27 protein-coding genes and 1 pseudogene are annotated in these 23816 nt (G+C 69.1%); 10 read left to right on the top strand and 18 right to left on the bottom strand.

Translation table 11 applies throughout. The features are described 5' to 3' along the window. The first annotated feature begins 98 nt into the window (after nucleotides 1–98). Together AB0D14_RS33685 and AB0D14_RS33680 are read left to right on the top strand one after the other, a co-directional pair. Nucleotides 99–557 (top strand): SRPBCC family protein, encoded by a 459-nt coding sequence (locus AB0D14_RS33685; protein WP_362786680.1) that lies wholly within the window; start codon nucleotides 99–101, stop codon nucleotides 555–557. A 178-nt stretch (nucleotides 558–735) separates the two neighbouring features. After that, nucleotides 736–1596: an alpha/beta hydrolase gene (locus AB0D14_RS33680; protein WP_362786679.1), complete on the top strand. Its 861-nt coding sequence runs from the start codon at nucleotides 736–738 to the stop codon at nucleotides 1594–1596. Between the two features lie 68 nt (nucleotides 1597–1664). Here the strand turns inward: AB0D14_RS33680 and AB0D14_RS33675 are convergent, their stop codons facing one another. From AB0D14_RS33675 to AB0D14_RS33635, 9 genes are all read right to left on the bottom strand, one after another. Next, the gene (locus AB0D14_RS33675; RefSeq protein WP_362786677.1) at nucleotides 1665–2591 is read right to left on the bottom strand and encodes an anti-sigma factor RsbA family regulatory protein; all 927 of its coding nucleotides are present in this window, start codon (nucleotides 2589–2591) and stop codon (nucleotides 1665–1667) included. Then, nucleotides 2588–2950 (bottom strand): STAS domain-containing protein, encoded by a 363-nt coding sequence (locus AB0D14_RS33670; protein ID WP_362786675.1) that lies wholly within the window; start codon nucleotides 2948–2950, stop codon nucleotides 2588–2590. Before AB0D14_RS33670 ends, AB0D14_RS33675 begins: the two co-directional genes overlap by 4 nt. A 150-nt stretch (nucleotides 2951–3100) precedes the next feature. Further along, a complete protein-coding gene (locus AB0D14_RS33665; RefSeq protein WP_362786673.1) occupies nucleotides 3101–4156 on the bottom strand; it encodes a cellulase family glycosylhydrolase in 1056 nt (351 codons plus the stop codon). Nucleotides 4157–4379: 223 nt separating this feature from the next. Continuing rightward, nucleotides 4380–4661 carry a zinc-ribbon domain-containing protein gene (locus AB0D14_RS33660; RefSeq protein ID WP_362786671.1) on the bottom strand — a complete coding sequence of 94 codons (282 nt, stop codon included), beginning with the start codon at nucleotides 4659–4661 and terminating at the stop codon, nucleotides 4380–4382. A 115-nt stretch (nucleotides 4662–4776) separates the two neighbouring features. After that, nucleotides 4777–5619, bottom strand: a complete 843-nt coding sequence (locus AB0D14_RS33655; protein ID WP_362786669.1) for an STM4011 family radical SAM protein — start codon at nucleotides 5617–5619, stop codon at nucleotides 4777–4779. Between the two features lie 6 nt (nucleotides 5620–5625). After that, the gene (locus AB0D14_RS33650) at nucleotides 5626–7020 is read right to left on the bottom strand and encodes an STM4012 family radical SAM protein (RefSeq protein WP_362786667.1); all 1395 of its coding nucleotides are present in this window, start codon (nucleotides 7018–7020) and stop codon (nucleotides 5626–5628) included. Then, on the bottom strand, nucleotides 7017–7823 hold the full coding sequence (locus AB0D14_RS33645) for an STM4013/SEN3800 family hydrolase (protein WP_362786704.1): 807 nt from the start codon (nucleotides 7821–7823) through the stop codon (nucleotides 7017–7019). Before AB0D14_RS33645 ends, AB0D14_RS33650 begins: the two co-directional genes overlap by 4 nt. Nucleotides 7824–7920: 97 nt before the next feature. Next, on the bottom strand, nucleotides 7921–9117 hold the full coding sequence (locus tag AB0D14_RS33640; protein WP_362786665.1) for an STM4014 family protein: 1197 nt from the start codon (nucleotides 9115–9117) through the stop codon (nucleotides 7921–7923). A 52-nt stretch (nucleotides 9118–9169) separates the two neighbouring features. Beyond that, entirely contained in the window at nucleotides 9170–10138 is a 969-nt protein-coding gene (locus AB0D14_RS33635) for an STM4015 family protein (RefSeq protein WP_362786663.1), read from the bottom strand. Nucleotides 10139–10418: 280 nt separating this feature from the next. Between AB0D14_RS33635 and AB0D14_RS33630 the strand changes: the two genes are divergently transcribed. From AB0D14_RS33630 to AB0D14_RS33620, 3 genes are all read left to right on the top strand, one after another. After that, nucleotides 10419–10745, top strand: a complete 327-nt coding sequence (locus AB0D14_RS33630; RefSeq protein ID WP_362786661.1) for a hypothetical protein — start codon at nucleotides 10419–10421, stop codon at nucleotides 10743–10745. A gap of 181 nt (nucleotides 10746–10926) precedes the next feature. Continuing rightward, nucleotides 10927–11961 (top strand): DUF6745 domain-containing protein, encoded by a 1035-nt coding sequence (locus AB0D14_RS33625; RefSeq protein WP_362786659.1) that lies wholly within the window; start codon nucleotides 10927–10929, stop codon nucleotides 11959–11961. A 176-nt stretch (nucleotides 11962–12137) separates the two neighbouring features. Beyond that, nucleotides 12138–12680, top strand: a complete 543-nt coding sequence (locus AB0D14_RS33620) for a dihydrofolate reductase family protein (protein WP_362786657.1) — start codon at nucleotides 12138–12140, stop codon at nucleotides 12678–12680. A 269-nt stretch (nucleotides 12681–12949) separates the two neighbouring features. Here AB0D14_RS33620 and AB0D14_RS33615 read toward each other — a convergent pair whose 3' ends face one another. Continuing rightward, a complete protein-coding gene (locus AB0D14_RS33615; RefSeq protein WP_362786656.1) occupies nucleotides 12950–13678 on the bottom strand; it encodes an NAD(P)H-binding protein in 729 nt (242 codons plus the stop codon). A 97-nt stretch (nucleotides 13679–13775) separates the two neighbouring features. Then, entirely contained in the window at nucleotides 13776–14444 is a 669-nt protein-coding gene (locus AB0D14_RS33610) for a nitroreductase (protein ID WP_362786655.1), read from the bottom strand. A gap of 150 nt (nucleotides 14445–14594) precedes the next feature. Here AB0D14_RS33610 and AB0D14_RS33605 point away from each other — a divergent pair, with 150 nt between their 5' ends. Then, on the top strand, nucleotides 14595–15245 hold the full coding sequence (locus AB0D14_RS33605) for an NAD(P)H-dependent oxidoreductase (protein ID WP_362786653.1): 651 nt from the start codon (nucleotides 14595–14597) through the stop codon (nucleotides 15243–15245). Between the two features lie 262 nt (nucleotides 15246–15507). On the opposite strand, the gene AB0D14_RS33600 is transcribed toward AB0D14_RS33605, so the two are convergent. The 3 genes from AB0D14_RS33600 to AB0D14_RS33590 form a co-directional block, all read right to left on the bottom strand. After that, nucleotides 15508–15993, bottom strand: coding sequence for a MarR family winged helix-turn-helix transcriptional regulator (locus AB0D14_RS33600; RefSeq protein WP_362786651.1), 486 nt, complete (start codon nucleotides 15991–15993; stop codon nucleotides 15508–15510). A gap of 104 nt (nucleotides 15994–16097) precedes the next feature. Further along, nucleotides 16098–17012, bottom strand: a complete 915-nt coding sequence (locus AB0D14_RS33595; RefSeq protein ID WP_362786649.1) for an endonuclease/exonuclease/phosphatase family protein — start codon at nucleotides 17010–17012, stop codon at nucleotides 16098–16100. Nucleotides 17013–17359: 347 nt separating this feature from the next. Continuing rightward, the gene (locus AB0D14_RS33590; protein ID WP_362786647.1) at nucleotides 17360–17800 is read right to left on the bottom strand and encodes a hypothetical protein; all 441 of its coding nucleotides are present in this window, start codon (nucleotides 17798–17800) and stop codon (nucleotides 17360–17362) included. A gap of 202 nt (nucleotides 17801–18002) precedes the next feature. On the opposite strand from AB0D14_RS33590, the gene AB0D14_RS33585 reads away from it, so the two are divergent. Both AB0D14_RS33585 and AB0D14_RS33580 read left to right on the top strand, forming a co-directional pair. Continuing rightward, nucleotides 18003–18314: a hypothetical protein gene (locus AB0D14_RS33585; RefSeq protein WP_362786709.1), complete on the top strand. Its 312-nt coding sequence runs from the start codon at nucleotides 18003–18005 to the stop codon at nucleotides 18312–18314. A gap of 36 nt (nucleotides 18315–18350) precedes the next feature. Continuing rightward, nucleotides 18351–19214 (top strand): aldo/keto reductase, encoded by an 864-nt coding sequence (locus AB0D14_RS33580; RefSeq protein WP_362786645.1) that lies wholly within the window; start codon nucleotides 18351–18353, stop codon nucleotides 19212–19214. A gap of 184 nt (nucleotides 19215–19398) precedes the next feature. On the opposite strand, the pseudogene AB0D14_RS33575 reads toward AB0D14_RS33580, so the two are convergent. Beyond that, nucleotides 19399–19512, bottom strand: a pseudogene (locus tag AB0D14_RS33575) (alpha/beta hydrolase); the annotation flags it as partial. 150 nt (nucleotides 19513–19662) lie between these two features. Between AB0D14_RS33575 and AB0D14_RS33570 the strand changes: the two are divergent. Both AB0D14_RS33570 and AB0D14_RS33565 read left to right on the top strand, forming a co-directional pair. Next, nucleotides 19663–19908, top strand: a complete 246-nt coding sequence (locus tag AB0D14_RS33570) for a hypothetical protein (protein WP_362786643.1) — start codon at nucleotides 19663–19665, stop codon at nucleotides 19906–19908. Beyond that, complete coding sequence (locus tag AB0D14_RS33565; RefSeq protein WP_362786642.1) at nucleotides 19905–20279, top strand: fic family toxin-antitoxin system, toxin component; 375 nt, start codon at nucleotides 19905–19907, stop codon at nucleotides 20277–20279. The genes AB0D14_RS33570 and AB0D14_RS33565 overlap by 4 nt, the downstream gene beginning before the upstream one ends. A gap of 267 nt (nucleotides 20280–20546) precedes the next feature. Here the strand turns inward: AB0D14_RS33565 and AB0D14_RS33560 are convergent, their stop codons facing one another. From AB0D14_RS33560 to AB0D14_RS33550, 3 genes are all read right to left on the bottom strand, one after another. Next, a complete protein-coding gene (locus tag AB0D14_RS33560) occupies nucleotides 20547–21536 on the bottom strand; it encodes a S66 peptidase family protein (protein ID WP_362786640.1) in 990 nt (329 codons plus the stop codon). Nucleotides 21537–21839: 303 nt separating this feature from the next. Next, entirely contained in the window at nucleotides 21840–22376 is a 537-nt protein-coding gene (locus AB0D14_RS33555; RefSeq protein ID WP_362786639.1) for a DUF4240 domain-containing protein, read from the bottom strand. Nucleotides 22377–22456: 80 nt separating this feature from the next. Further along, nucleotides 22457–23803, bottom strand: a complete 1347-nt coding sequence (locus AB0D14_RS33550) for a hypothetical protein (RefSeq protein WP_362786637.1) — start codon at nucleotides 23801–23803, stop codon at nucleotides 22457–22459. Nucleotides 23804–23816: the final 13 nt, after the last annotated feature.

Below are 23816 nucleotides of genomic sequence, written 5' to 3'. Positions count from 1 at the left end.
AGGCGCGCATCGGGTACCCGCCGCGCCGAGAGGAGATCCACTGGGCAGAACTTCTGCTCCGTGGCCGCTCGGCAGATCGGTAGAGAGGAGTCGCTCTGATGAGCACGGTCAAGGAATCGGTTGAGGTAGAGGTCCCCGTCGGCATCGCCTACAACCAGTGGACCCAGTTCGAGGAGTTCCCGAACTTCATGGAGGGGGTCGAGGAGATCAGGCAGCTCGACGACCGCCACAACCACTGGACCACCAAGATCGGTGGCGTGAAGCGGGAGTTCGACACCGAGATCGTCGACCAGTTCCCTGACGAGCGGATCACCTGGCGTACCACCAGCGGTGACACCAGGCAGAAGGGCACGGTCAGCTTCCAGCGTCTGGACGACACGCATACGCGGGTCCAGTTCGTGATGGACGTGGAGCCGACCGGGGCGGCGGAGAAGGCGGCCGACATGACGGGAACGATCGACCGCCGCGTCAAGGGAGACATGCGGCGCTTCAAGGAGTACATCGAGCAGCACGGTGGCGCGTCCGGCTCCTGGCGCGGCCGCATCACGCCCGGCTGACCACGCCTCACTCCGTACCCGGCGCGAGTCGGATGAGGAAGGACCGGCGCCCTCGCGGGGCACCACGCCGACACCGCGAGGGCGCCCGCCGGCTCCCGTCTTTCGGGGGCCTCGCACGATCGGCGCGGCAGGACGCGCGGCAGGACACGTAGACGGGACGAACCGAGAGGCCGGAGCGATGTTCGAGGGTTTCGAATGGAAGATGGTCCAGCTTCAGGAGTCGTCCGTCTTCGTTCGCCACGGCGGCGAGGGGCCGCCGGTCGTGTTGCTGCACGGCCACCCCAGGACCTCCGCGACCTGGCACCGGGTCGCTCCCCGACTGGTCGAGCGGGGCTTCACCGTCGTGTGCCCCGATCTCCGGGGATACGGCCGTTCCCGTGGTCCGGCACCCACCGCCGATCACTCGGGTCACTCCAAGCGGGCTGTCGCGCAGGACGTGGTGGCGGTGATGAGTTCCCTCGGTCATGACCGGTTCATGCTCGCCGGGCACGACCGCGGGGGCAGCGTCGCGCTGCGTCTGGTTCTCGATCACCCCGAGGCGGTGTCGCGCGTGGCGCTGATCGACTGCCTTCCCCTCAGCGAGCATCTGTCCCGTATCACCGCGAAGTTCGCCACGCAGTGGTGGCACTGGTTCTTCTTCGCCCAGCCGGACGTACCCGAGCGCGTCATCAACGCCGATCCGGACAGCTGGTACCACGGCGACCCGGAAAGCATGGGACAGGAGAACCACGACGAGTGGCGCGCGGCCACGAGGAACCCGGACGTCGTTCGGGCGATGCTGGAGGACTACCGGGCGGGACTGACCGTCGACAGGCGTGACGAGGAGACCGACCGGGCCGCCGGGAAACGGATCGAGTGTCCCGCGCTTGCGTTGTGGTCGCTCCGGGACGACCTGGAGGATCTCTACGGTGACCCGTTGAAGATCTGGGCCGACTGGGCGCCCGGCATACGAGGTCACGGCATCGACTCCGGTCACCACATGGCCGAACAGGCTCCCGAGGTGCTCGCCACCGCCCTGGGCGACTTCTTCTCCGGCTGACCGAAGCCGGAGGCACCACGGGGACGGCTCCCCGCAGCTTCAGGACCGTACCTCCGGCGGAGGAGGGCTCAGCAGTCGACGTAACAGCGGATGACCGTGCCGTCGGGGCCCGTGTGGACGCGTACCAGATCGGTGAGGTAGTTCACCAGCAGCAGGCCCCGTCCGCCCATCTGGGCAGGCGGGGAGGGCCGTCGCCCGGCGAGTGGATCCTTCAGGTGGCCACGGTCGCGGACCTCGCACACCACCTGACCCCCTTCGGGCCACACGTGCACGGTGCCCGAACCGCCGCCGTGCAGCACGCTGTTGGTGGTCAGCTCGGCCGTGACCAGCGCAAGATCCTCCAGCCGGACACCGGACAGACCGAACTGGGTGGCTCGTTCGACCACGAAGTGCCGGGCCATCGGCAGCTCGGCCGCGCCGAAGGTGTAACCCTCCGCCGCCTCAGCGGCCGTCAGAGGCTCGTTGTACCGCTGCACCACCCGATCGGGCGCGTACGACGGGCTGTTCCGCTGCAGGCCGCCGGTGATCACGACGGGATGGGTCGCGTACGCGTCGGTCAGCACCTGCTCGCTGAGCCCCTCGGCGTCGTACGGACAGAGGATCGTCGCGTCCCGGCCCTCGAACGCCGAGTTGATCAGAGCCTCGTGCTGGGCGCAGGCCGGATACTCCAGGCCGGTTCGGTCGGGCCAGATGGGCTCGCCGATGATCCGTACCCGCGTCTTCGGATGGGCGTCGGCGAAGACACGCAGCACTCTGGGGATGATCCGCCCCGGATTGCGCCCCGCCTGTGTCATGTCGATGAAGCGCACGTCCGTCGCGGCCTCGCCCAGGGCATCCTGGAGAACTCCCAGTTTCGCGCCGGGCACGGCGACCGCCACGGGTTCGCCGGCCTCCAGGCCGTCGCGGACGAACGGCACGGTGCCGTCCACGTACTCCTCTTCGCCCCGGTAGAACAACGCGGGATGTACGAAGGACTCGGCGATCGGGGCTGTCATCGCGACACCACCTCGACGCCCCGCAGGCCGGGCCAGAACATCTCCAGCACCCGGCCCAGAGCGGCAGGCGGCTGTTCGAGCATGATGCGACGTCCTTCGGGAAGACCTTGAGCCGCCACCGCGAGGGCGGAGACACCGGCGACGTCGACGAAGGTGACCGCCGAGAGCTCCAAGTGGCACACCTCCACATCCTGCTGAGCCAGACTGCCCAGCGCCCGTTCCCAGGCCGGGCGGGTGGTCAGACTGACCTCACCCGCGGCCTGCCAGCCCGCACGGTCCACCAGTGGGCGCACCTGAAGGGTGCCCGCTGGCTGTGCCGACGACACGTCCGGCGGATCCGCCTCCCACGCTCTGTCCACGCTGACCACCCCTGGAGTGTCGCCCGTTCCAGACCATTATTGCCCCTCCGGAGCCCTCGTGGGGACACATGGGATTGGATGATCCGAACGGCCGCGGCACCTCGGCGGGGCGCGGCCTTTCGGATCATCGAGGGCCGGGTCAGGGCCGGGTCAGGGGCGGACGGGCTTGCCGCGTCCCCAGGCCCAGGCGAGCCGGTCGGCGCCGGACTGGTTGGTGGTTTCCAGCCAGGGCCGGGCGGGGTCGCCGACCAGGGTCTGCAGCGAGTACGTGTCGTCGGTGCGCAGGCCGGGCCAGTAGACGGAACCCATCTTGAGCTCACGGAAGGTGTCGGTGACGGCCTGCAGATAGTTGACGAAGTTGTTGTCGGGCGTCGGCTTGTTGTAGTCGAAGCCGGTGGTCATCGGGGAACCGAACTCGTCCGCGACGGTCCGGCCCGCGCAGTCACCGATGCGGACCTTGAGATCGGCCACCCACTCGTCGTAGGTGGCGTACTCCTTCCAGAACCCGTAGTGGTGAAGCGACAGGTAGGTGCCCTTCAGCCGCGGGTCGGCGCACACGGACGTGACGTGGTCGTTGTAGCCGGCGCCGCTGACGAACACCCGGTTGCGCGGCACATCGCGGTACGTGTCCAGCCACTGCGCGGCTATGTCGGCCCACTCGGTGTCCGTGTAGCCGTGCGGCTCGTTCATCGGTTCGAAGTAGACCCGCTTGTCGTTCTTGTATGCCTTGACCACGGTGTTCCACATGGGCCAGTAGGTGGCGGTGTCGTCGATGAAGCCGTCCTTGCGCGGGCCGGTGCCCTCCCAGTAGGAAAGGATGACCTTGAAACCGTTGTCCGACGCCGCGTCGACGACCCCGCGGTAGGACTTCCAGTACGAGCCGTTGACGGTGTACGGGTTGATGGGCAGCCGGACGGTGTTGGCACCGAGGTTCGCGCGGAACGCCGAGATCACCCGGCTCGTCTTGGCATAGGTCCGCGCGTAGCTGTCGGAGGTCGACAGACCGGAGAGCACGACGGGATCGTCGGCGAAGTTGTCGCGGGGGTCGGCCCAGTTCACGCCCTTGAACTGGGTCGTGTCCTTGCCCGGCGCGGCGTGGGCGGGGCTCGCGGCGATGGCCGTACCGCTGGTCGCGGCGATCACCATGGCCACGAGAGCGGCGCGTAGCCGGGGAGTGAAGCGGGTGCTGGCGGGGGTTCTGCGCATCGACGTGCCCTCTCAGGAGATGGCGGCTCAGCGCGATGTTTACGTAAACATGGCGGCGCCGGAATCGTGGCACCCGCCACAGTGATCGTCAAGGTTTCTCACGCGTCACGTTGGTTGCCGCGAGACGGAGGGGGAACGGCGGTCCACCGCGGACGAGAGCGAGTCCCGCCCCTCGCTCAGGGGCGGGCCCGGGGGCGTGGCCCGGCTCCTCGCGGTGTCCGGGTCAGCCCTGGTAGGGCTGCTGCTGGGGTTGCCCCTGCGGCTGGCCGCTCGCGGCCTGCACCTGCAGCTGATCTGCCTGTTCCTTGGTGATCTTCTGCTGCGCACCGCAGAAAGTGCACTGTGTCGCGTACTTCGTCGACACGGGGAACAGCGGGACGAAGAACAGGGTGAACTTCGTGACGCGCTTGCTGAGCGTGTGCGCGGCGGGGTTGCCGCACCGGCCGCACAGCAGCGTCAGTATCGCGAGCTGGTACAGGTAGCCCTTGGTGCCGAAGATGATCATTCGGTCGGTTCCTTTCGGGGCGGCGGTGCCCGATGACGTGGTTCCGGTGAGCGGAGGAGTGCGCGCACCGCTCACAGTCTCGTGCACGACGGCACACCCGGCCGACGGGGCGGGGTCAGGCGCGCGGAACGCGCTCCAGGATGCCGCCCGCGAACACGTCGTACAACGGCAGGGTCTCCAGGTGGACGTATCCGATGTGGCAGTCGCACAGCTCCCGGGGGCAGGCCCGGGGGCGGAGGGCGGCACGGTAGGAGCCGTCGTAGAGGTTGCCCAGCTCGGTGGGGACGAAATGGCAGCGGCGCACCGTGCCCGCACCGTCGACCGAGAGGACCGACTCGCCGGTGCGGCACGGCATGCCCGCCGAGCGGTGCGGGTGCCGGCTGAACGGGAAGAGGGCGTCCAGCGCGGTCCACTCGGCGGCCTGCTCGTCCGTGTAGGTGTGTCCCTCGGCGGCGTTCACCCACAGATAGACATGTGGCGGCAGTTCCGCGCGCAGCCGTCGCGCATGCTCGAGGTGATCCGGAACGCCGACGATTCCGACGCTGAAACGAACACCGAGGTCGGACAGGGCGTGCGTCTTCGACAAGAAGCGTTCGTACGGTGTCTGTCCCGGGTGGTAGGTGCACCACAGGGCGAGGGCGTCGAGGTCCGCGTCCCTCAGCCAGTCGGTACGGCAGCTGAGATTGGTCTGGATGGCCACCCGCCGTATGTGCGGCTGGTGCGAGAGCTCCACCAGGGCGCGGCGGTACCAGGATCGCACCAGCCCCTCGCCCCAAGGGGTGAAGAGCACCGAGAGACGGTCGTCCTGCTGCTCGTGCGCCCACGTGGTGAACCGCCCCAGTGCCGTGCGGTCGGCGCGCAGTTGTGCCGTGGTGTCCCGCCGCTTCGCGAACGGGCAGTAGGGGCAGTCGTAGTCGCAGGAGGCGAGAGGTCCGCGGTAGAGCAGCGTCAGGTCCACCGGCCCTCACTTCGTCTCGTAGGCGGCCATCGCGTCGCGTACGGTCGGCGAGAAGAACTCGGGACCGATCGCGTCCGAGTGGGCGAGCCCCTCGGCGGAGAGCCGGAGCAGTTCCGGCCGGACCTCGTCGAGCCAGCCGCGGGCGGTGAGGACGTCCAGTTCCGCCGGGAAGTCGTCGTACGGATCCGAACCGAACCGCAGGCGGTAGTCGGCGACGGACAGGCCCTGCGCCTGGAGCAGTGACTGCAGCAGATGCCGCCGCCGTGCCTCGTCCTCGTCGACCCATCTCCCGTGCAGGGCGCGCGAGAAGCCCCGGGTGGACGTGTAGTCGTCGATGATGCCGCGGATCTCCCGCATCGACACGGCGTAGTCGAAGGAGTAGTGCAGCCGCGAGGTGTACGAGCGGGCGCCACAGCCCAGACCGATCATGCCGTCGGTCTGGCAGGCGTAGTCGTCCGGGCCCTGTGGCGGCGCGTCCGTCCGCCGGAACATACGCATCGACACCTGCTCGTAGCCGTGGGAGAGGAGATGGTCGCGGCCCTCGCGGTAGCGGCGCAGGCGCCGCTCGTCCCATTCCCGGTCGGCCGATTCCCGGTCGCCCGCGCGCGGGTCGGTGTGGCGGCCGAGACCGGTGAGCGGACGTATGTAGAGGGGGTAGAGGTAGATCTCCTCGGGGCGCCAGGACAGGGCCGCGTCGAGGGAGTACCGCCAGCTGCCGGCCGTCTGGCCGTCGATGCCGTAGATGAGGTCGATGTTCAGGACCGGGACGGCCGCCTCGCGTATGCGGGCCAGCGCTGCCTCGACATCGTCCCTGCGCTGCGGGCGTACGGCGGCGCGGGACTCCTCCTCGACGAAGCTCTGCACGCCGAGGCTGAGGCGCGTGGTGCCCCGCTCGGCCAGCACGGCCAGCCGGTCGGCCGTGGCCGTGGCGGGCGACGCCTCCACGGACAGCGGGACGGCCCGCAGGTCCACGCCCATCTCCCGCTCGGCGATGTCGCACAGCCGCTCCAGTTCGGCGGCCTCCAGGTAGGTCGGAGTGCCGCCGCCGAACGCGGCGTTCGCGAAACGCGGCGGCTCCTCGTCACCCAGGGCCTCGCGAACGGCGGCGGCCTGGCGCTGCACGGCGTCCAGGTAGCGGCCCGTCAGACCGTCCGGCGCGCCGATGCGGGTGAAGAGGTTGCAGAACCCGCAGCGGATCTCGCAGAACGGGATGTGCAGGTACAGCGAGAGCGCCTGTCGGGACTCGCCGGCCCACAGGTCCGCGAGCCGCGGTTCCGGGGCGAGCTGCCGGTAGGCGGTCTTGTGCGGATACGCGTACGTATAGCTCTGGTACGGGCGCGGCAGAGCGACGGAGGTGCCTGCGGAGGCTCCCTTGGAGGTGCCCTCGGAGATAACGGTCATGCGGGCGGCTCCAGGAAGAAGTGGCCGTAGGGCACGGTCCACACGGATTCGTGGCCGAGGCGGTGGCCGGTATGACCGTCGTCCCCGTAGGCGGTGCCGTGGTCGGAGCAGACGATCGCGAAACAGCGGCGGCGCGAACTCATCGCACCGAACAGCCGTCCGACGTGACGGTCGATGTACTCCAGCGCCGCAGCGTGGGTGAGGAGGCTGTCGCCCGCCTCACGAGTCGCGCCGGGGAGATGGAACCAGTTCGGCTGGTGCAGCGCGGAGGCGTTGAGGAAGAGAAACAGCCGCTGCTCCGGAGGCAGTTCGGAGACCGTCTTCTCGGCCTGCGCCACCTGCGCCTCGAAGGAGGTCGGAGAGGCCACGGAGAACTCCGGTTCCCAGTGGCTCTCCTGGAAGTAGCCGGGCAGGACGTCGCCCAGTGCGCCCTGCTTGTTGAAGAAGCCGACGCCGCCGATGCACACCGTGCGGTAGCCGTGCGCCGCCAGGGCGGACACGAGATCCGGATTCTCGAAGACGAAGGTACCGTCCGCCGTCGTCTCACTCCCCGCGAACCGGGCCGCGAACAGGCGCGGATGCGGCCCGGGCGCGGCAGGCGTGGGGAGGAAGCCCGCGAACATCGCCTGGTGGGAGGCGTAGGTGAAGTTCCCGGGAGCGTGCCGCTTCTCCCACCTGCCGCCCGGGAGATGGGCGGTGAGGTTGGGCAGCCGGCCGGCTGCCGCGAGTTCGACCGCCACGTCGTGGCGGAGCGTGTCCAGCGTGAGGAGCAGCAGGTCGTCCCGGCCCACCACCTCGTTCATGTCCGGGGTGCCGGTGGTGTCCGCGATACGCGTCGTTTCGGCTGTGGCCGGCGCAGGGCAGGGCGGGGGCGGTACGGGGCCGGGATCGGGATCGACATCAGGCTGTGGCATGGGCTGTCCTCGGCAGGTCGTGCGGTGACGCGGGCGGGCCGGGCTGCTCGGGCTGATCAGGTGGCGTGGACCGGCCGGGGCGGTGGGCGCGGTGGAAGGAGGCGGCCGTGGCAACCTGCGCGGCGTACGTGTCCATGCCCTCCGCCCCGCTGCCCGGCAGGCCGGTCAGGCGGGGGAGCAGGTCACCGAACGCGTTGACCTCGCCGACGGCGAAGCGGCGCCAGCCGATGGCGGGCAGCAGATCGACGCCGACGCACAGCGTGCCCGGGAAGCAGGCAGCGGCTCGCTCAGCGGCCTCGATGACCGCGGCCCACCGGTCACCCGCCAGCGCCCGCACGGCCGCCAGATCACCACGCGTCCCGCCGAGATGGAGATTGGTCAGGGGCGAGCGGCTGGTGCGGACCACGGCGTGCGTGGCCCGGCCGCCCACGACCACGACGCGCAGGTCGGCGGACCTGCCGCCGAGCGACGCCTTCGGCAGCCACCGTTCGACATGCAGCCCGTCGGGAGCCAGCGTGTCGACGATCGAAGCGATCTCCGCCTCCGTCGTGTAGCGGCGCACCCGCAGCGAGTTGTGCAGACGGCCGTCCGCGGTGCGTTCCACCGACGTCGTCGCACGGATCCGGCCCGAAGCGCTGGTCTCGATGGCCAGGACACCGGAGGCGGACGAACCGTGGGCGAGTTTGACGAAGACGCGCCGCATGCCCGCCTCGTCCATGAGGGCGCGTACGTCCGCCCAGTCCCGCACCGGAGGGACCTCACCGGAGGTGGGGGAGGGCGGCACCGGAACGCCCGCGCGGGCCAGCCGCTCGTGGCACAGCCGTTTGTCGAACATCACGGCCAGGTCCGTCGGGTCGTCGAGACGACGGCCGCCGCGCAGCGAGGCCACGCAGCCCATGAACCGGGCATACCAGCGCGCGGAACCCTCCACCCGCGTCGGATCGTCCGTTCCCCGCAGCAGGGCGTCCACGTCGGCGTTCTCACCGGGGGAGTCGAGGCGGACGAACTCGTCGTCGGCGAAGTCGTGTCCGCCGTCGCGCAGTACGTCGAGCCATTCCACGACCCTGGGCGTGCCGTGACCGGCAGCTTCGGCAGCCGCGGCGAACAGACTCACTCTGCGGTTGTCCCCGTTGGCGACGACCACCCACTTCGGCGATGCGTTCGCCGGTCCGGTACGGCGCATGCCGTTCCCCTCTCCTCGTCCCGTCCCCTCGTCCCGTCCTCGCGGCGCGGCGCTACTCGCCCACCGCGACGAACCGCCAGACCTCGCCGTCGCCGTCCTCGTCGGACTCGGCGTCGTCCGCGTCGATGTCGACCTCCACACCCGCGGGCCCCAGGGTCTCCAGCAGCCGTGTACGCAGGGCCGGACTGAGGTAATTGTGGTGCAGGTCGAGCTTCTTGAGGTGCGTCAACGGCTGACCTGTCAGCAGCGCCGTCGCACCGTCGTCGGTGAGCACCCCCATGGAGACGTCGAGTTCTTCCAGGCGTGCCACCACGGGTGCGGACGCGAGGGCCGCACAGATGGCGTCCTGGATCTCGCTGTTGTGCAGGGCGAGCCGGGTGAGGGAGGGCAGCCTGGTGCCCGTGAAGAATGGCTCGAGGTCCACGATGTCGGCGTCGCCGCCGTAGTCGGACGTGCCCAGCCACAGGTCGAGTTCGACGAGGGCGGGCAGGTCGCTGCTGGCGATGCCGCGCACCACCTCGGCGGGCATACCGCCGGTCTCGACGGTCAGTTTGCGCAGCCGCTCGTGACGGACGGCGGGGAAGACCAGCTGGTTGCCGCCGCGGACCCCGAACTCCTCCAGGTCGGGGAAGGCGTCGAGGAGCGGACCCATGTCGCCCTGGGTGATCCAGGAGATCTCGGCCTCCTCCATCACGATGTCGCCGACGAACAGGCCGCGCAGGGCGGGCAGCCGGTCACGGGCCGCCACCAGTGTCTCGATCACCTCGTCGGGAGCGGAGTCGTACACATCGCTCCACGCGCCCACGACCAGCGCCCGCACCTGCGTGGTGTCGACGAACTCCAGGAAACGGGCGAAGGCCTCTTCCCACTGCTCCTTGGAGTCATAGGAGTCCACCGAGATGTGCCACGCCACGGACCCGGGCGACGGGAGCGACGGCGCGTCGGGCATCGCGTCGTCGACGCCCGGAAAGGCGAAGGCCGGCAGGCCGTGGAACTCCGTGAAATGGTCACCGATGGTCATGGGCGCCTGCTCCTTCGTGCTGAGGTCGGTGGATCGGCGGTGGTGGGCCCAGATCCCGGCGCGCGCCGACCGCATCCAGGTACCGGAGTTCTACCAAGTCCCACTGACAACACCGTGGACAGGGGGCCTCCTGCGCTGCCCAACTGCCCTCCGGCGCAGGGCGGCGGCCCGTGCCTCTCGCCCGGCACATGCCACTTGACCTGCGGGCGAGGGCGATTGTCAGTGCCCGCCTCTACGGTCTTTCCCATGGCACACGGCGTGCCGCGGCGGGAGGAGACTCATGTACCGGCAAGGAGACGTCCTGATCGTGGGACTGGCCGAGAGCGCGGTGCCGGAGCACGCGGCCGATGCGGCGTCCGAGCCGCGTGACGGCCGTGGCAGGCTCGTGCTGGCACTCGGTGAAGTCACCGGCCACGCCCATGCGGTGGTCGGTCCGGGACGGTTGATGCGTGAGGCCGGCCTGTTCGGGCCGATGCTGCTGCACGTGCCCGACGGAGCCCGCGTCGTCCACGAGGAGCACGCGGCGATCTCGCTCCCCAAGGGCTGGTACCGAGTCGTCCGGCAACGGGAGTACGTGCCGGGCTCGGTGCGCCTGGTCGCCGACTGACGAGGAACGCACACGCGCCGCCCTGCAGGCGGGAATGCGACGAACAGGGCCCGGAGGAGCGGGCCGACGCGGACACGGCACCGGGGCACACCGCATCGGGGCGGACAGCGGAAGCGCGGTACCGGGCAGCACAGAGGGGGCGGCCCGGCACAGCAACAGGAGAACCGGGGAGAGGACGACGTTGATGGACCAGGGCAGTTGGCGGGCGACGGCAGCGGCGACAGGGCCGGGGGACCGGGCAGCGGCCGAGGAGGGCGTACGACTCGCCTACCGGGGAGTCGGCCTGGCCGAACCGGACCGCATCGTGTGGACGCACTCACCTCGTGAGGCGGTACGCACCCTCTTGGCGGCGGCGGCGGCGCGTGCGGACGGCGCGGAGCCGGACACCTTCGGCGCGAGTGTCCGCGACGCCGTGCTGAGCACGCCCTGGGCCGCCGAGCGGTCACGGCTGCACGCGCGACTGGGCCCGGAGGGGTGGAGCGGCCACTGGCGTGCCACGGGAGCGGGCCTGTGGGAGTCGACCCGCACTCTGGTCGACCGGGTGCGGGCGGGAATCGTCGACGAACTCGCCACCGACCGGCAGGAGGAGACACAGGTCCGCCTCCTCCTTCTGGACGCGGCACTGGGGCAACACGACGCGGCCTGGCTGTGCGCGTTCGACTCCGATGACGAGGGCCCCTTGGCCGGCCTGGCCGCGGTGGCGCGCAACGCGGGCTGGTGGTGGCCCTACGAGAAGGTGGCGATCGTCAGTGAGCGCCCCCTGACCCTGCACCGCGACGAAGCCGGACGCCTGGACCGCGGCGACGGCCCGGCGCTCGGCTACGCGGACGGGTTCGAGCTGTACGCCTGGCGAGGCATGCCGGTTCCACGCGACTTCCTCGACGAACTGACCAGGCTGACTCCCGAGCGGATTCGCGGCGAGGAGAACGCCGAACTGCGCCGGGTGATGCTGGAGTACTACGGCTACGACCGGTACCTGGACGAGTCCGGGGCGATCCCCGTCCACCGCGACGAGACGGGGGTGCTGTGGCGGGTCCAACTCGTCGGCGACGAGGACGTGGTGATGGTCGAGGTCGTCAACTCCACGCCGGAACCGGATGGTACGAGCCGAACCTACTGGCTGAGGGTGCCGCCCTCGACCCGCACGGCCCGCGAGGGCGTGGCCTGGACGTTCGGCCTCGGTGAGGAGGCGTACGAGCCATTGCGGCAGACCTGAGTACTGCAACCGCATCCGGTGGTCGCGGACTCGGCGTTCGTAGGGGGATCGGCGGGTCCGGGCCTGGCCGCGTCGCCGGCAACGTGACCAGGTCGGATGGTGCTCGTTCTGGTCACGCGGCCCGGGACCCGAACTACGACTCCGCTTCGGGCCTCAAGAATCTTTGGAGAAAACGCATGAGTGATGTGAGCATCGGCACCGGCAAAGTGGTCGTGAACAGGGCGATGTCGCTGGACGGCTTCATCGCCGGTCCCGGCCACGCCATGGACTGGATCGCCGAGTACCTGACTGCGGACGTGTTCCCGGAGGTCATGGCGGCCACGGGCGCCATGCTCGTCGGCCGGGGCACGTACGAGGTCGCCAAGCGTATGGCCGACCAGGACACCGCCTACGACGGGGGCGAGCAGTTCGTCCTCACCCACGAGCCTCCCGACGAGCCGGACCCTACCGTCACGTTCCTCACCTGTGATCTTGAGGAGGCCGTTGCCACCGCACGCAGCGCCGCGGGCGGCAAGAACCTGGAGATCCTCGGTGCTGACGTGGCCGCCCAGTGTCTGCAGCGCGGGCTCGTCGACGAGATCCTGGTGTATGTCCTGCCGGTGCTGCTCGGCGACGGTGTCCGCTTCTCGCCCCCAAGCCTCGACAAGATCGACCTGGAACCTTTCAGCAACATCCAGTCGGGCGCCGTCACGATGCTCCGCTTCCGGGTGCGAAAGTAGACGCGGCCTTTCAGGCACAGCTCGGCACGGTGGTCGAACCGGGCATGGAACCCCGCTGTCCACCCGGCCCACGACTTGACCTGCCCAACCTCAACGATTCATCGCACAGACACAACACCGAGCGCATCCGGCACCCGACACGGTAGATGCGGCGGCTGCAGTAAGCGGCATGGACCAGCCCTGGCCGCCGTAACGGAGCCCTTGCGATCACCCACGACGGCCAGGGTCTGGCTCTCTGAGGTCTGCGCGCCTGAGAGGGCGCGAGCGAGTCAGGAGAGCCAGTCGGCGTAGCGGGTGGGGGCAAGGTGAGCGTCCTTGTCGGTGAGGACGTCACCCTTGACGACGGCGAACATGCCGGCGGTGGGGTCGGTGACGACGGTACGGCTGTCGCCCTTGTGGGACAGGGTGATCCGGCCCAGCTCGTCCAGGGAGAAGATCTCGGGGCCGGCGATGTTGCGGATGCCGTGCAGCGGGGCGCCCGCGGCGACCTCCGTCACCGCGCTGGCCACGTCCTTGGAGGCCATCGGCTGGATCGGCGTGGCGGGCAACCGGACGGTGTCGCCGTCGGCGGTCCAGGACAGGACGGCGTCCATGAACTCCATGAACTGCGTCGCCCGGACGATCGAGTAGGGGATCGGCCCGGCCGCGAGGATCTTTTCCTGGAGCGCCTTGGCCCGGTAGTAGTCCAGCTCCGGCACCTGGTCCGTGCCGACGATCGAGAGGATGACGAAGTGGCCGACGCCGCCCTTCTGGGCCGCGGCCAGAAGGTTGTCCATCGAGGTCTGGAAGAAGGCCGGGGAGGCTTCGTCGAAGGTCGGGGAGTTCGTCAGGTTGACGACGACGTCGACTCCCTTCACCGCCTCCTCCAGTCCCTTGCCGGTGATGACGTCGACTCCGGTGGACTGCGAGTGCGGTACCGCCACGTGCCCCGCGGCGTTCAGGTTCTTGACGACCTGCGACCCGATCAGTCCGGTACCGCCGATTACTGCGAACTTCATGACATGCCTTTCGTCGGGGTGTGTGCGCAATATGGCACAAGAACACTTATTGGGCGCGGCAAGGAACAGTGCCCACATCGGCCGAAGACGGGCGGCGTCAGCAGCCGTCGACGAACGTGACCGTCTCGTCGAGCGGCGCCCGGCCAGTACCGGCGTGATCGACCGCGCCGTCCTCGAATCCGATCGACATGCCGCAGAAGAGCATGAGTTCGGCCGCGGGTGACACGACCTCCGCGACGCTCCTGTGGAACTTCGCCCATGCCATCTGCGGGCAGCTGTGCAGCCCTTCGGCGCGCAGCAGCAGCATGACGGTCTGCAGCCACATGCCGACATCGGCCCATTGGGGCGAGCCCATGCCGCGGTCGATGTAGCAGAACAGGGCGGCGGGCGCACCGAAGCAGTCCCAGTTCGCGGAAGCGGCCCTCTGGCGCGCCTCCAGGTCCTCGCGCGCAATGCCGAGTGCGCCGTAGCGCTGCTCGCCGAAGGCGGATCGGCGTTCCCGGTACGGGGACTCCAGCGCGGGCGGGTACTGCTCGTACTCCGGCTCGTCCCAGGGGTCACCTGCGGCCAGGCGCTCGCCGGCGCGCTTCTTGACCTCGGCCAGCGGCGCGCCGGTCAGCACGTAGGCGTGCCACGGCTGGATGTTCGATCCGGACGGCGACCGGGCTGCGGCGGACAGGACGCGCTCCAGAGTCTCCCTCGGGACCTCCCGGTCGGTGAACCCGCGCACCGCTCGTCGGCTCGTGACCGCCTCGTAGACGTCCATGATCGCCTGCGTCTCCAATCTGCTCGCCGCATCAGCTTCGGTTACGATCGAGATAGTATCACTCAATACCATCTCGTGTTTAACTATCGCCGAGTACGAATTCTCTGCCCCCGGCTCCCCGCCTCGGGCACCGCACCTTGGAGAAAGCCCATGGCCACGCTGCTGCACATCGACTCGTCCGTGCTCCCCGGCGAGGCGTCCTCGTCCCGTTCGGTCGCGGCCGCCTTCCGCAACGCATGGGAGGAGCAGCACCCGGAGGGCATAGTCGTCTACCGCGACCTCGCCGCAGACCCTGTCCCGCACATCACCGCCGACGCCTGGTCCGCCGGTTACGCCGCCCCGTCCGAGCGCACGCCGGAGCAGTCCGCCGCGTTCGCCGTGCGTGAGAAGCTCATCGAGGAACTGGAGCAGGCGGACGCCGTCCTGATCGGGGCACCCATGTACAACTTCTCGATCCCGTCGACCCTCAAGGCGTGGCTGGACAATGTGCTCCTGCTCGGCCGCACCGCGGGCGAGACCCCCTCGGCCCAGGGCACCCCGGTCATGGTCGTCGCCAGCCGCGGCGGCTCCTACGCGCAGGGCACCCCGCGCGAGGGCTACGAGTTCGTACAGAACTACCTGGAGGCCGTCCTCAAGGGCACCCTCGGCCTGGACCTCGACTTCATCGTCCCGGAACTCACCCTGGCCCCCCGCAACCCGGCCATGTCTGAACTGATCCCCCTCTACGAGGCCTCCCGCAAGCGCGCCTTCGAGGACGCGACCACCAAGGCGAAGGAACTCGCGGAGCGCTTCGCCGCGTAACCCTCGGGCTCTGGGTGCCGCGCAACCTCCGCGCCCTGGACGCCGTGTGACGCCTCGCCCCGGGACCTCACACGGTGTCCTGGTCGCCTGCGCCCTCTCGGAGGGTGACGGTGGAGCTCGGTCTCCGTCGGCGACGAAACCCTGACCGCCGCCCGCGGTCAGGGGGCGCGACGGTGACCGCAGCTCTCAAGGCCGGGTTCGCCGCGAAGGCCGCATGACGCGAAGTGTGGCCACGCGGCAGGCAACCGGTACGCGGGCGCGCCTACGCCCCGCCGCCTGCGGGATGGGCGAACCGGGTCAGCAGTTCCGTCAGCTGCTCGGGCTCGCCGGGCCCGAGCTCGGTGACCAGACGCTCAGCCAGCGGCTCCGCCGACACATGAGCTGCATCGAAAAGTTCGACGCCCTGAGGCGTGATCTCCACCGCCCGCACCCGCCGGTCCCCCGGAACGGTCTTGCGTACGGCCAGCCCCTTACGCTCCAGGTCGTCGACGACCCGCATGATTCCCGCCTTGTCCGACCCCGTCGCCGCCGCCAAGTCCCGCTGCACTGTGGGCCCGCGGTCGACCAGCACGATCAGCACGGCAAAATGCCGCAACTCGATGCCGAGCGGCCGCAGCGCCTCCTCCATCACCGCGGCCGCGCGCCAGTGCGCCCGGCGCAGCAGCAGGCCGAGAGCGAAGGGCGAGGCATCCCCGGGGCGGTCGGTCACACGCGAGGTGGTGGTTCTGCGAGGAACGTCGGCGGTCATGAGGCCACATTACCGCCATCTATTCGTTCGATACGGTCTCATTTGAAACTAAATGTGGCTGCCTCTACTGCCGCCCTGTTCCCTCACAGGGAGCCGGAGGTGAGTCACCAGGAGTCGCGATCGAGGCCGATGTCGACGGCGACGGGCAGGTGGTCGCTGCCGGTGGCGGGCAGAGTCCGGACGTTCGTCACGGTCGCCGAGCGGGCCATGACGTGGTCGATCCGGGACAGGGGGAACGAGGCGGGCCAGCTGAAGGCGAAGGCCTGCCCTGCCGAGTCCATCCGCGAGGTGACCGGGTCCAGGCCCCGGTCGTCCACCGTGCTGTTGAGGTCACCGAGCAGGATCACCCTGTCCAGTTTCTCAGCGGCGATGGCCGCACCCAGCAACCCGGCACTCTCGTCCCGCCGGCCCGAGCTGAGACCGTTCCATCCGAGGCGGACCGAGGGCAGGTGGGCGACGTACACCGCGACATCGCCCCACGAGGTACGTGCCGTGGCTCGCACCCCGCGGCTCCAGCCCTCCTCGATCCCCTCCGGCCTGATGTCCACAAGCCGGACGGCCGACAGGGGGTACCTCGACCACAGCCCGACCGTCCCCTCGACCGCGTGGTACGGGTAGTCCGGTGCCAGGGCTTTCTCGTAGGCAGGCAGCGCGGTGGCCGTCAGCTCTTCCAGCGCGACGAACTCCGGAGCGGCTTCCATCAGGGCGCGTGCGGTGCCCGCAGGGTCGGAGTTCACGTCACTGACGTTGTGCTGGACCGCTGTGAGCTGGTGCTCGCCGCCGTCCTCGGCGAAGAGCCGCCCGCCGAACAGATGCCCCCACACGGCCGCAGGGAGCAGCACGACCACCGACGCGGTGGCCGAGCGGCGCAGTACGGCCAGAACCAGCAACAACGGAACAGCCAGGCCGAGCCAGGGCAGGAACGTCTCCAGCAGACTGCCGAAGCGGCCCACCGTATTGGGCACCGCGGAGTGGAAAGCCAGCAGGGCGGCGGTCAGTACGGCGAGCGACGCGAGCACACGCCCACGCGCCCAGGGCGACCGGCTTTCCGCGTCCGGGCCCCGACGGCGCCGATTGATGCGCCGACGCCACCGTGGGAGCGCCTCAGCTCTCGACGCCGTCGCCGCGCTGCCGTTCGCCGCCCGCTCCACCAAGTCCCACCCGTCTGCCCGGAATCGCCCTCGCCCCACGTCATGAGCGGGACGTGCCCGTAACGACGCACGGCACGGTGATCAGGTTCCCCACCGCGCGACACGCTGAGAGCTCGTGTCCGAGATACCGGCCCGACTGGCGCACGCCGACAGGCCCGCCGGAGCGGAGAACTCCGACGGGCCTGCGAGCAGGTACCTTGGCGGCGTCCTGTCGTTCAGAGACGGCCGCCGCTGAGACGGGAAAGCGGGCCGCGCTGCCGCAGACCGGCGCGGCGGCCCACGGCGTAGGAGCCGAGGACCACCGTTGCGGTTCCCGCGCCTGCGGCGACCGCCACGACCTTCCTGGCTTTCAGGAGAGTCCAGGCCAAGCCGGCCTTCCCGACCGTCTGCTGGGCAGCGGTGGAGACGGTGCCCTGCACTGTCCTGGCCGTTTCCTTGGCCTTCTGCGACGCGGCTCCGCCGAGGTTCACCAGGGCTTCCCTGCTGCCACGGCCGACAGCCCCGGCAGCGTCCCCGGCACTCTTCACCGCCTCGGTGGCAGCCTTCTGTGACTCCTTAGCCGGCGCTGTGGCACCTTCGGTCACGGTGTTCTTCGCCGCTCGCGCGTTCGCGGTGGGCGACTGTCCGTTCGTCGTTTTACTGTTCGCTCCAGCCATGAAACCCGGGTATCCGCCTCCGCGTTCGGCAAACGGGAATTGTGTTCTACGGCTTCACACCGATCCCGTACCGAGCACATGTGTGCGCACCTGCGGGAGGCGATCCGCAGACGCTACGGGGGCTTTGGGAAAGTCCGGGCGGCTCGGGCGGACGGCACCCGGAGCCTCCACCGGTAAGAGAGGTGGGCCATATCGGCAGGGGGTGCGGTATCGGCCGGTGCTCCGTGCGGCGGTGGTCTTCTGGGTGTCGGGCCGCAGCGCGTCGGGCCGCATTGGGAGGCCTGACGCGTGGACGGTCTCGCCAACCGGCAACCTGGACAAGACGGTTCGGGCGTTCGACCCGCACCAGGTCCTGCTGCTGCCCCCGTCGCTGGACGACTGGCTGCCCCAGGACCATCTGGCGGACCATCTGGCACGGTTCATCGACGAGCTGGTCGACGAGGTACTCGATCTGGGCAGGGGTCGAAAGTGGATCTTGGGCGCGAAGTGCCTGAACGCTTCAACCGGCCAGTGAGCGGCGGGGTATGGTCGGCCGCCGAGGGGGAAATTGATGACGTCAGGCACATCGAACCTGTCCGGCACGCCGAGTACGTTCTCTATCGGGGGTGACTACCGGGTATCCCGGCTCGGTTTCGGCGCCATGCGCTTGCCGACCGGGCCCGGCTCCGACCGGGACGCCGCCATCGCGGTGGCCCGGCGTGCTGTCGAGCTGGGCATCACTCTGATCGACACCGCCCACATGTACGGATGGGGAGCCAATGAGGAACTCCTTGCCGAGGCCCTGCACCCGTACCCGGACGGCCTGCTGATCGCCACCAAGGCCGGGATCACCCGGTCCGGCCCTGACGGGTGGGCGCACGACGCACGGCCGGAGAGCCTGCGCGCGCAGGTCGAGCAGAGCCTGTACCGGCTCCGTACCGAGTGCGTCGGCCTGCTCCAGCTGCACCGGATCGACCCGATGGTCCCCCTGGCCGAACAGATCGGCGCACTCCGCGAACTTCAGCAGGAGGGAAAGGTCGGACACATCGGGCTGTCCGAGGTCACTGCCGAGCAGCTCGCCGAGGCCCGGCAGACCGCTGAGATCGCGAGCGTGCAGAATCGCTATAACCTCCTCGACCGAGAGCACGAGCCCGTCCTCCATGCCTGCGAGGCCGCGGACATCGCCTTCCTCCCCTGGCAGCCAGTCGCCGCCGCAGCCTCCGGCCCGACACCCGCGGTACACGCCGTCGCCACCGAACTCGGCGCCACCGCACCCCAGGCCCTGCTCGCCTGGCTGCTCGCCCGGTCCCCGGTCGTCCTGCCCATCCCCGGGACCAGCTCGCTTGCCCACCTGGAGGAAAACCTCGCCGCGGCAGACCTCCAACTGACCGAATCCCAGCGGCAGCGCCTCGACCGTACGGCGTTGCCCGCGTAGGGCGTACATCCAATGTGCTGGTCGCAGCCCCTCGTTGATGGCTGCGACGAGCACGGTCGCCTCGTGGTGCACCTGCTCGGTACGACAAACGCGACTGCATATTCATCGGCGCTCTCACCGTCACCGTGATCCGGCTCCGCGACACCGCCCAAGAGCCATCAGAAACGACCTGGTGCAGGTCGTTCAGGAAAGTGATCAGAGCAGTGGCGAGTTCGGCCGGTGCGTCCTTGGGGACCAGATGATCGGCTCCGGGAATCGTTCGAAGTCTGGCTCCCGGGATTCGGGCGGCGAGTTCCCTCTCCAGCTCGCTGCCGGCTGCCGGGCAAAGGGACGCCGACCGCGACGGGTGGCCCACGGAGCGCACCGATCGGAAGCGAACCTCCGTCACTGAGCGCTCGCGCCAGAAAGAGTAGCTGTAGCAGAGCGTACGGTCCGCTACGCTGTATTCATGGAGCAGAAGCAGATCAATGTGCGGGTGGACGCAGAGACCCACGCCGGCATCGAGGCACGGGCCAAGGCGGCAGGCATGTCCGTGCAGTCGTATGCCAAGCAGGTACTCGCCGACGAGGGCAACGATCTGCGACACAGGTTTCTCACCGCGGGTGCGCACTTCGCGGATGCCTGGGCCGACACCTTCGCCGAGGAGTTCGGAAACGCGGAGACCGCCGACCACGGGCCGGCGGCCGCCGCGTGATCGTACGGATCGACCGTGCGTGGCTCCTCGACCTCGCGCACCGGCACCTGCCCTCCGACCCCGACGTCACTGATTTCGGCACACTCCAGGCCGCGACCTGCCGGCACGCTGACGAGGTGATGGACACGCCCGTCTACACCGAGGCGCACCACCGGGCGGCCGCGCTCATGCACCAGCTGATCCGCTGCCCGGGACTCGCGCACTCGAATGAACTGTTCGGCGCGGTCGTCGCGGCGTCCTACCTGACAGTGAGCGGCGTCATCGTCGACGTGCAGCCCAAGCAGGCTGCCGCTCTCGCGGCCCGAATCAACCGCGACGGCCTGGACGTGCGCCAGGTCGGTGACGAGATCAGGTCCTGGATCGCCCGGTGACCATCGCACCGTCCTGCCGGACGGCCGCCGGGGTGTTCCTGAACAGCAATCCCCTCCGTTCGTGAAGGGCGTATCGGCCCACGGCGAGGTGATCAGTGAGTACCGCAGGTCACCCTGGGTTCGTCGCCGCCCGCTGGGCACGGGGGTTGGAAAAGGCGGTAGGAGTCGATTCCGGTCTCGATGAGGTTACTGCTGGTCGGCGAGTGTGTGCTGATCGAGTCCGGCCCGCAGATCGTCCAGGTCGGTGGTGGTGAACTTCCACCCCACTCAGCGTTCCGCGACCGCCGACTCGAGCAGGGACAGGGTCCGGTTGTCCGCGTCCACGTCTGCGCGGACGCCGAGGGGCAGTGGCAGGTTCGGCGAGGTGTGGCCGAAGTCGACCTGGGCGAGGACGGGGATGTCACGCTGCCCCAGGACGTCGAGCACAACGTCACGCAGACCGATCTGGTCTCCGCCGTCCTCGTAGGGCGTGACCTCACTCGGGATGCCGACCACCATGCCCGCGATCCGGTCCAGCACACCGGACAGCCGCAGGGTATGCAGGTCGCACCAGATCCGCGTGACCGGCCGCTGTACCTCTTCCCAGAACAAGACGGCGCCGTCGAACCGGTCGGCGGCCAGTGCGAATGGTGTCGACTGCAACTGGACCAGGCGGTTCAGCAAGCCGCCGACCAGTGGTCCCTGCGCGCGGCCCGGCTGCCAGGTTTCCCAAGTCTCCCTTGCCGGCAGCATGCCAGGCGCCTCGGCCTTGGTAAGTACACGGGCGTAGAGGTCGACGAGTTCGGACCGACGGGCCTCGTCGCCCAACGTGTACCAATCGCTGCCGAAACCGTGGGTCACGATGTCGGCGTGGAAGCCGACGAGGCCGGTCTTGGCGTACAACGCCATGTGCAGCAGCGAGATGTCGCTGTAGCCGAGGATCGGCTTCGGGTCGGCCCGGACCGCATCCAGATCGATCAGATCGAGATAACCAATCGTCGCCTGGCCGCCGGTGTGCGCGACGACGGCCCGTACCTCCGGATCCCGGAGCAGCGCATTGAGCTCGGCAGCCTGCTCCGCCGGAGCGCCCGCCGCCCACCAGCGGCTCCGCGCGGGGTCGACCATCGGGCTGACTCGCACGCGGAAACCCATCCGCTCCAATATCGCCACACCGCGAGCGAGCAAGGGCTCCTCACCGGGCTCGAGCTGGCCCGAGGGCGCGGTGACAACCACGAGATCGCCGGAACGCAGCGCACGGGGACGACGGATCGCAGGCATAGGGCCTCCTTGTTGATCGATCTTGTTGATAGGCGATAGCGGACAACCACGCAGGCACCGTTGATATTCCGCCTCCTCGACGCGATCAAGCCAGGCCCCGGAAGCCCGACAGGAGGCCGACGGTCGCCGACCACCTCCACGCTGACATGACGGTGACCGGCCTCGGGACTGGTGAAGTCGCATGTCGATGCGTCGCGTATTCGTCAGCGGAGGCAGGTTCTCGTCCTGAGGGTGTGACAGACAGTGATCTTTGGAAGCCTTGCCTTCGCTGTTCGACCGCGCCTCGTGACCGCGAGGCTCCGCTTACTCAAGGTAGAGAGCTGCCAAACGTGGCAGTCGGCGAGTCATTTCGCCCTGGTCGTCGAAGTCGAAGTCCCAAGCGTGGTCCAGCTCCGGGTATCGGATGGTGAACGCGTCGTCAGGGAGTTGCTTACCGGTCGCCGTGACGTGTGCGTTCCAGACGACGCTCAGCGTCTCCTCACAATCGAGATCGATTCCGTCGGCCGCTGAAGCTCGCACGATGGGCACTTCTGCGAGGGCATCGGGGTCAGCGACTACGCGCTCGAAGACCTCGCGTCCCTGCGCGATCAACCAACCGCGGAAGTAGTCGAAGCCGTCGTCAGAGCATCCACCGTTGATCACGTAGGCAGCGGCCCACAGAGGATTCGTGTAGGAGTCGGCCATCAGGTCCCACAACACCTGCTGAGCGGCAACGATCTCCTCGGCCGGGTGTGTGGACAGCAGTGAGGTTGCCCGGCGGGCAACCGCTTCTCCGTCGTTCGGGTTGGACGTCTGGTTGCGGGCTGACTCGATGAGCTGCCAGAACTGCTGTTTGTTCATGGCGCCAGAGCATGCCACCTGGTACTGACACCGCGCCGACCACGAGAGGTCGGCCGGCCAGAGCACCCAGGTCGCCCCGGTCAGCGTGTGTGGTCGCCGGGGGCGTATCGGCTCCAGGTTCCTCCGGCTTCGGTGACCAGTCGGGTGGCGGTCTTGTCGTGGTAGCCGAGTGCCTTTGCGATGACGGGTGCCGGGGCCTGGAGGACGAGGTGCCGGATTGCAGAGGTCCTTCCGCGCTGCGGTGGGACGCCCCCTTTGCGGAGGTGGTCTTGCAGGCTGGCAGGGTTCATCGGTTGCCCTGGTTGGCGGCCGGGGAAGAGCCACCGGGAGCTTCTGCTGCTGGCGCAGGTCAGGTGCTGGTGAGAACGGAGGTAGGAACGCATCAGGTCGGCAACGGGCTCCGGGAGTGGGGACGGCGGGTCTCCGAGGCGGACGGTGACGGTGGTCCCGTCGTCGGTGACGTCGTCGAGGGTGAGGCCGACGATGCGGGTGACGGATTGTGCGTAGAGGAGAACGAGAGCTGCGGCGACGCGAGTCCGCTCGGGCAGGGAGTCGTCGTTGAGAGCCCGCCGGAGCATGACCAGGCGGCGGTGCTGGTGCAGCGGTGCCTGGTCCTGGTTGATGACCTGGGGCGGCAGCGTGAGCCGAGGCATTCGGCCGGTCCTCATGCACCAGCGCAGGAATGTCTGTGCCGGGCGCCGGGTAGCCAGCTTCTCTGTGTGCCAGGCGTCCAGGTCGGCCTGTCGACAATGCTCGATGGTGCCGCTTCGGTCGGCGAGCCAGGCGAGGAAAGCGCCGGCCTGAGTGATTTCCTGCTTGACCTGGTTGGTCTGTGAGCGGCCCAGCGGACTCTTCTCCGCTTTGGCTCGGAGGCGTCGCATCTGGTGCCAGGTGGCGAAGTGGTGCAGGAGCCGACGGTGTTCAGGTTCCTCAATGATGATGAGTCGTTCGGTCAGCCAGCGCTGGTAGAGCATGAGCTGTCGATCGACGCGTGGGAGGACTCCGCTGTCTATCAGCAGGTCTCGCAGGTGGACGACGGTTCGCCAGGGCGTTTCCTGGTGCAGTCCTTCGTGCGTGAGGGGGATGGCACCGGTGGCCAGGCCCAGGAGGAGACGGACAATGTTCGGATTGCGGAGCCAGATCAGTCGGCTCTTGGGTCGGTCCATCTCCAGCAGGGTGGTGACCAGCGGCAGGAGTGAAGGGGCAATACGGCCGGTGCCGTCGTCGAGGAGGCGGGTGAGCGTGTCGGCCAGGGTGCAGCGCTCGCACAGGCGTCTGCCAAGCAGAAGTCCCTCGAAGCCGCAGCGGTCGCAGAAGAAGTCGCGGGTGATGTCCGCGCAGTCGCGGCAGACCGGTGTGCCGTCAGTGTCCCGTCCGGGCAGCAACCGGTCGGTTCCGCAGCCAGGGCAGTGACCGCGCACGCGCATCGCGCGTGCGTAG

This window comes from Streptomyces sp. NPDC048484, assembly GCF_040651415.1.
Taxonomy (GTDB): Bacteria; Actinomycetota; Actinomycetes; order Streptomycetales; family Streptomycetaceae; genus Streptomyces.
Note: the sequence above shows the minus strand (reverse complement) of the source record. Positions and strands in the feature narration are given on the sequence as shown.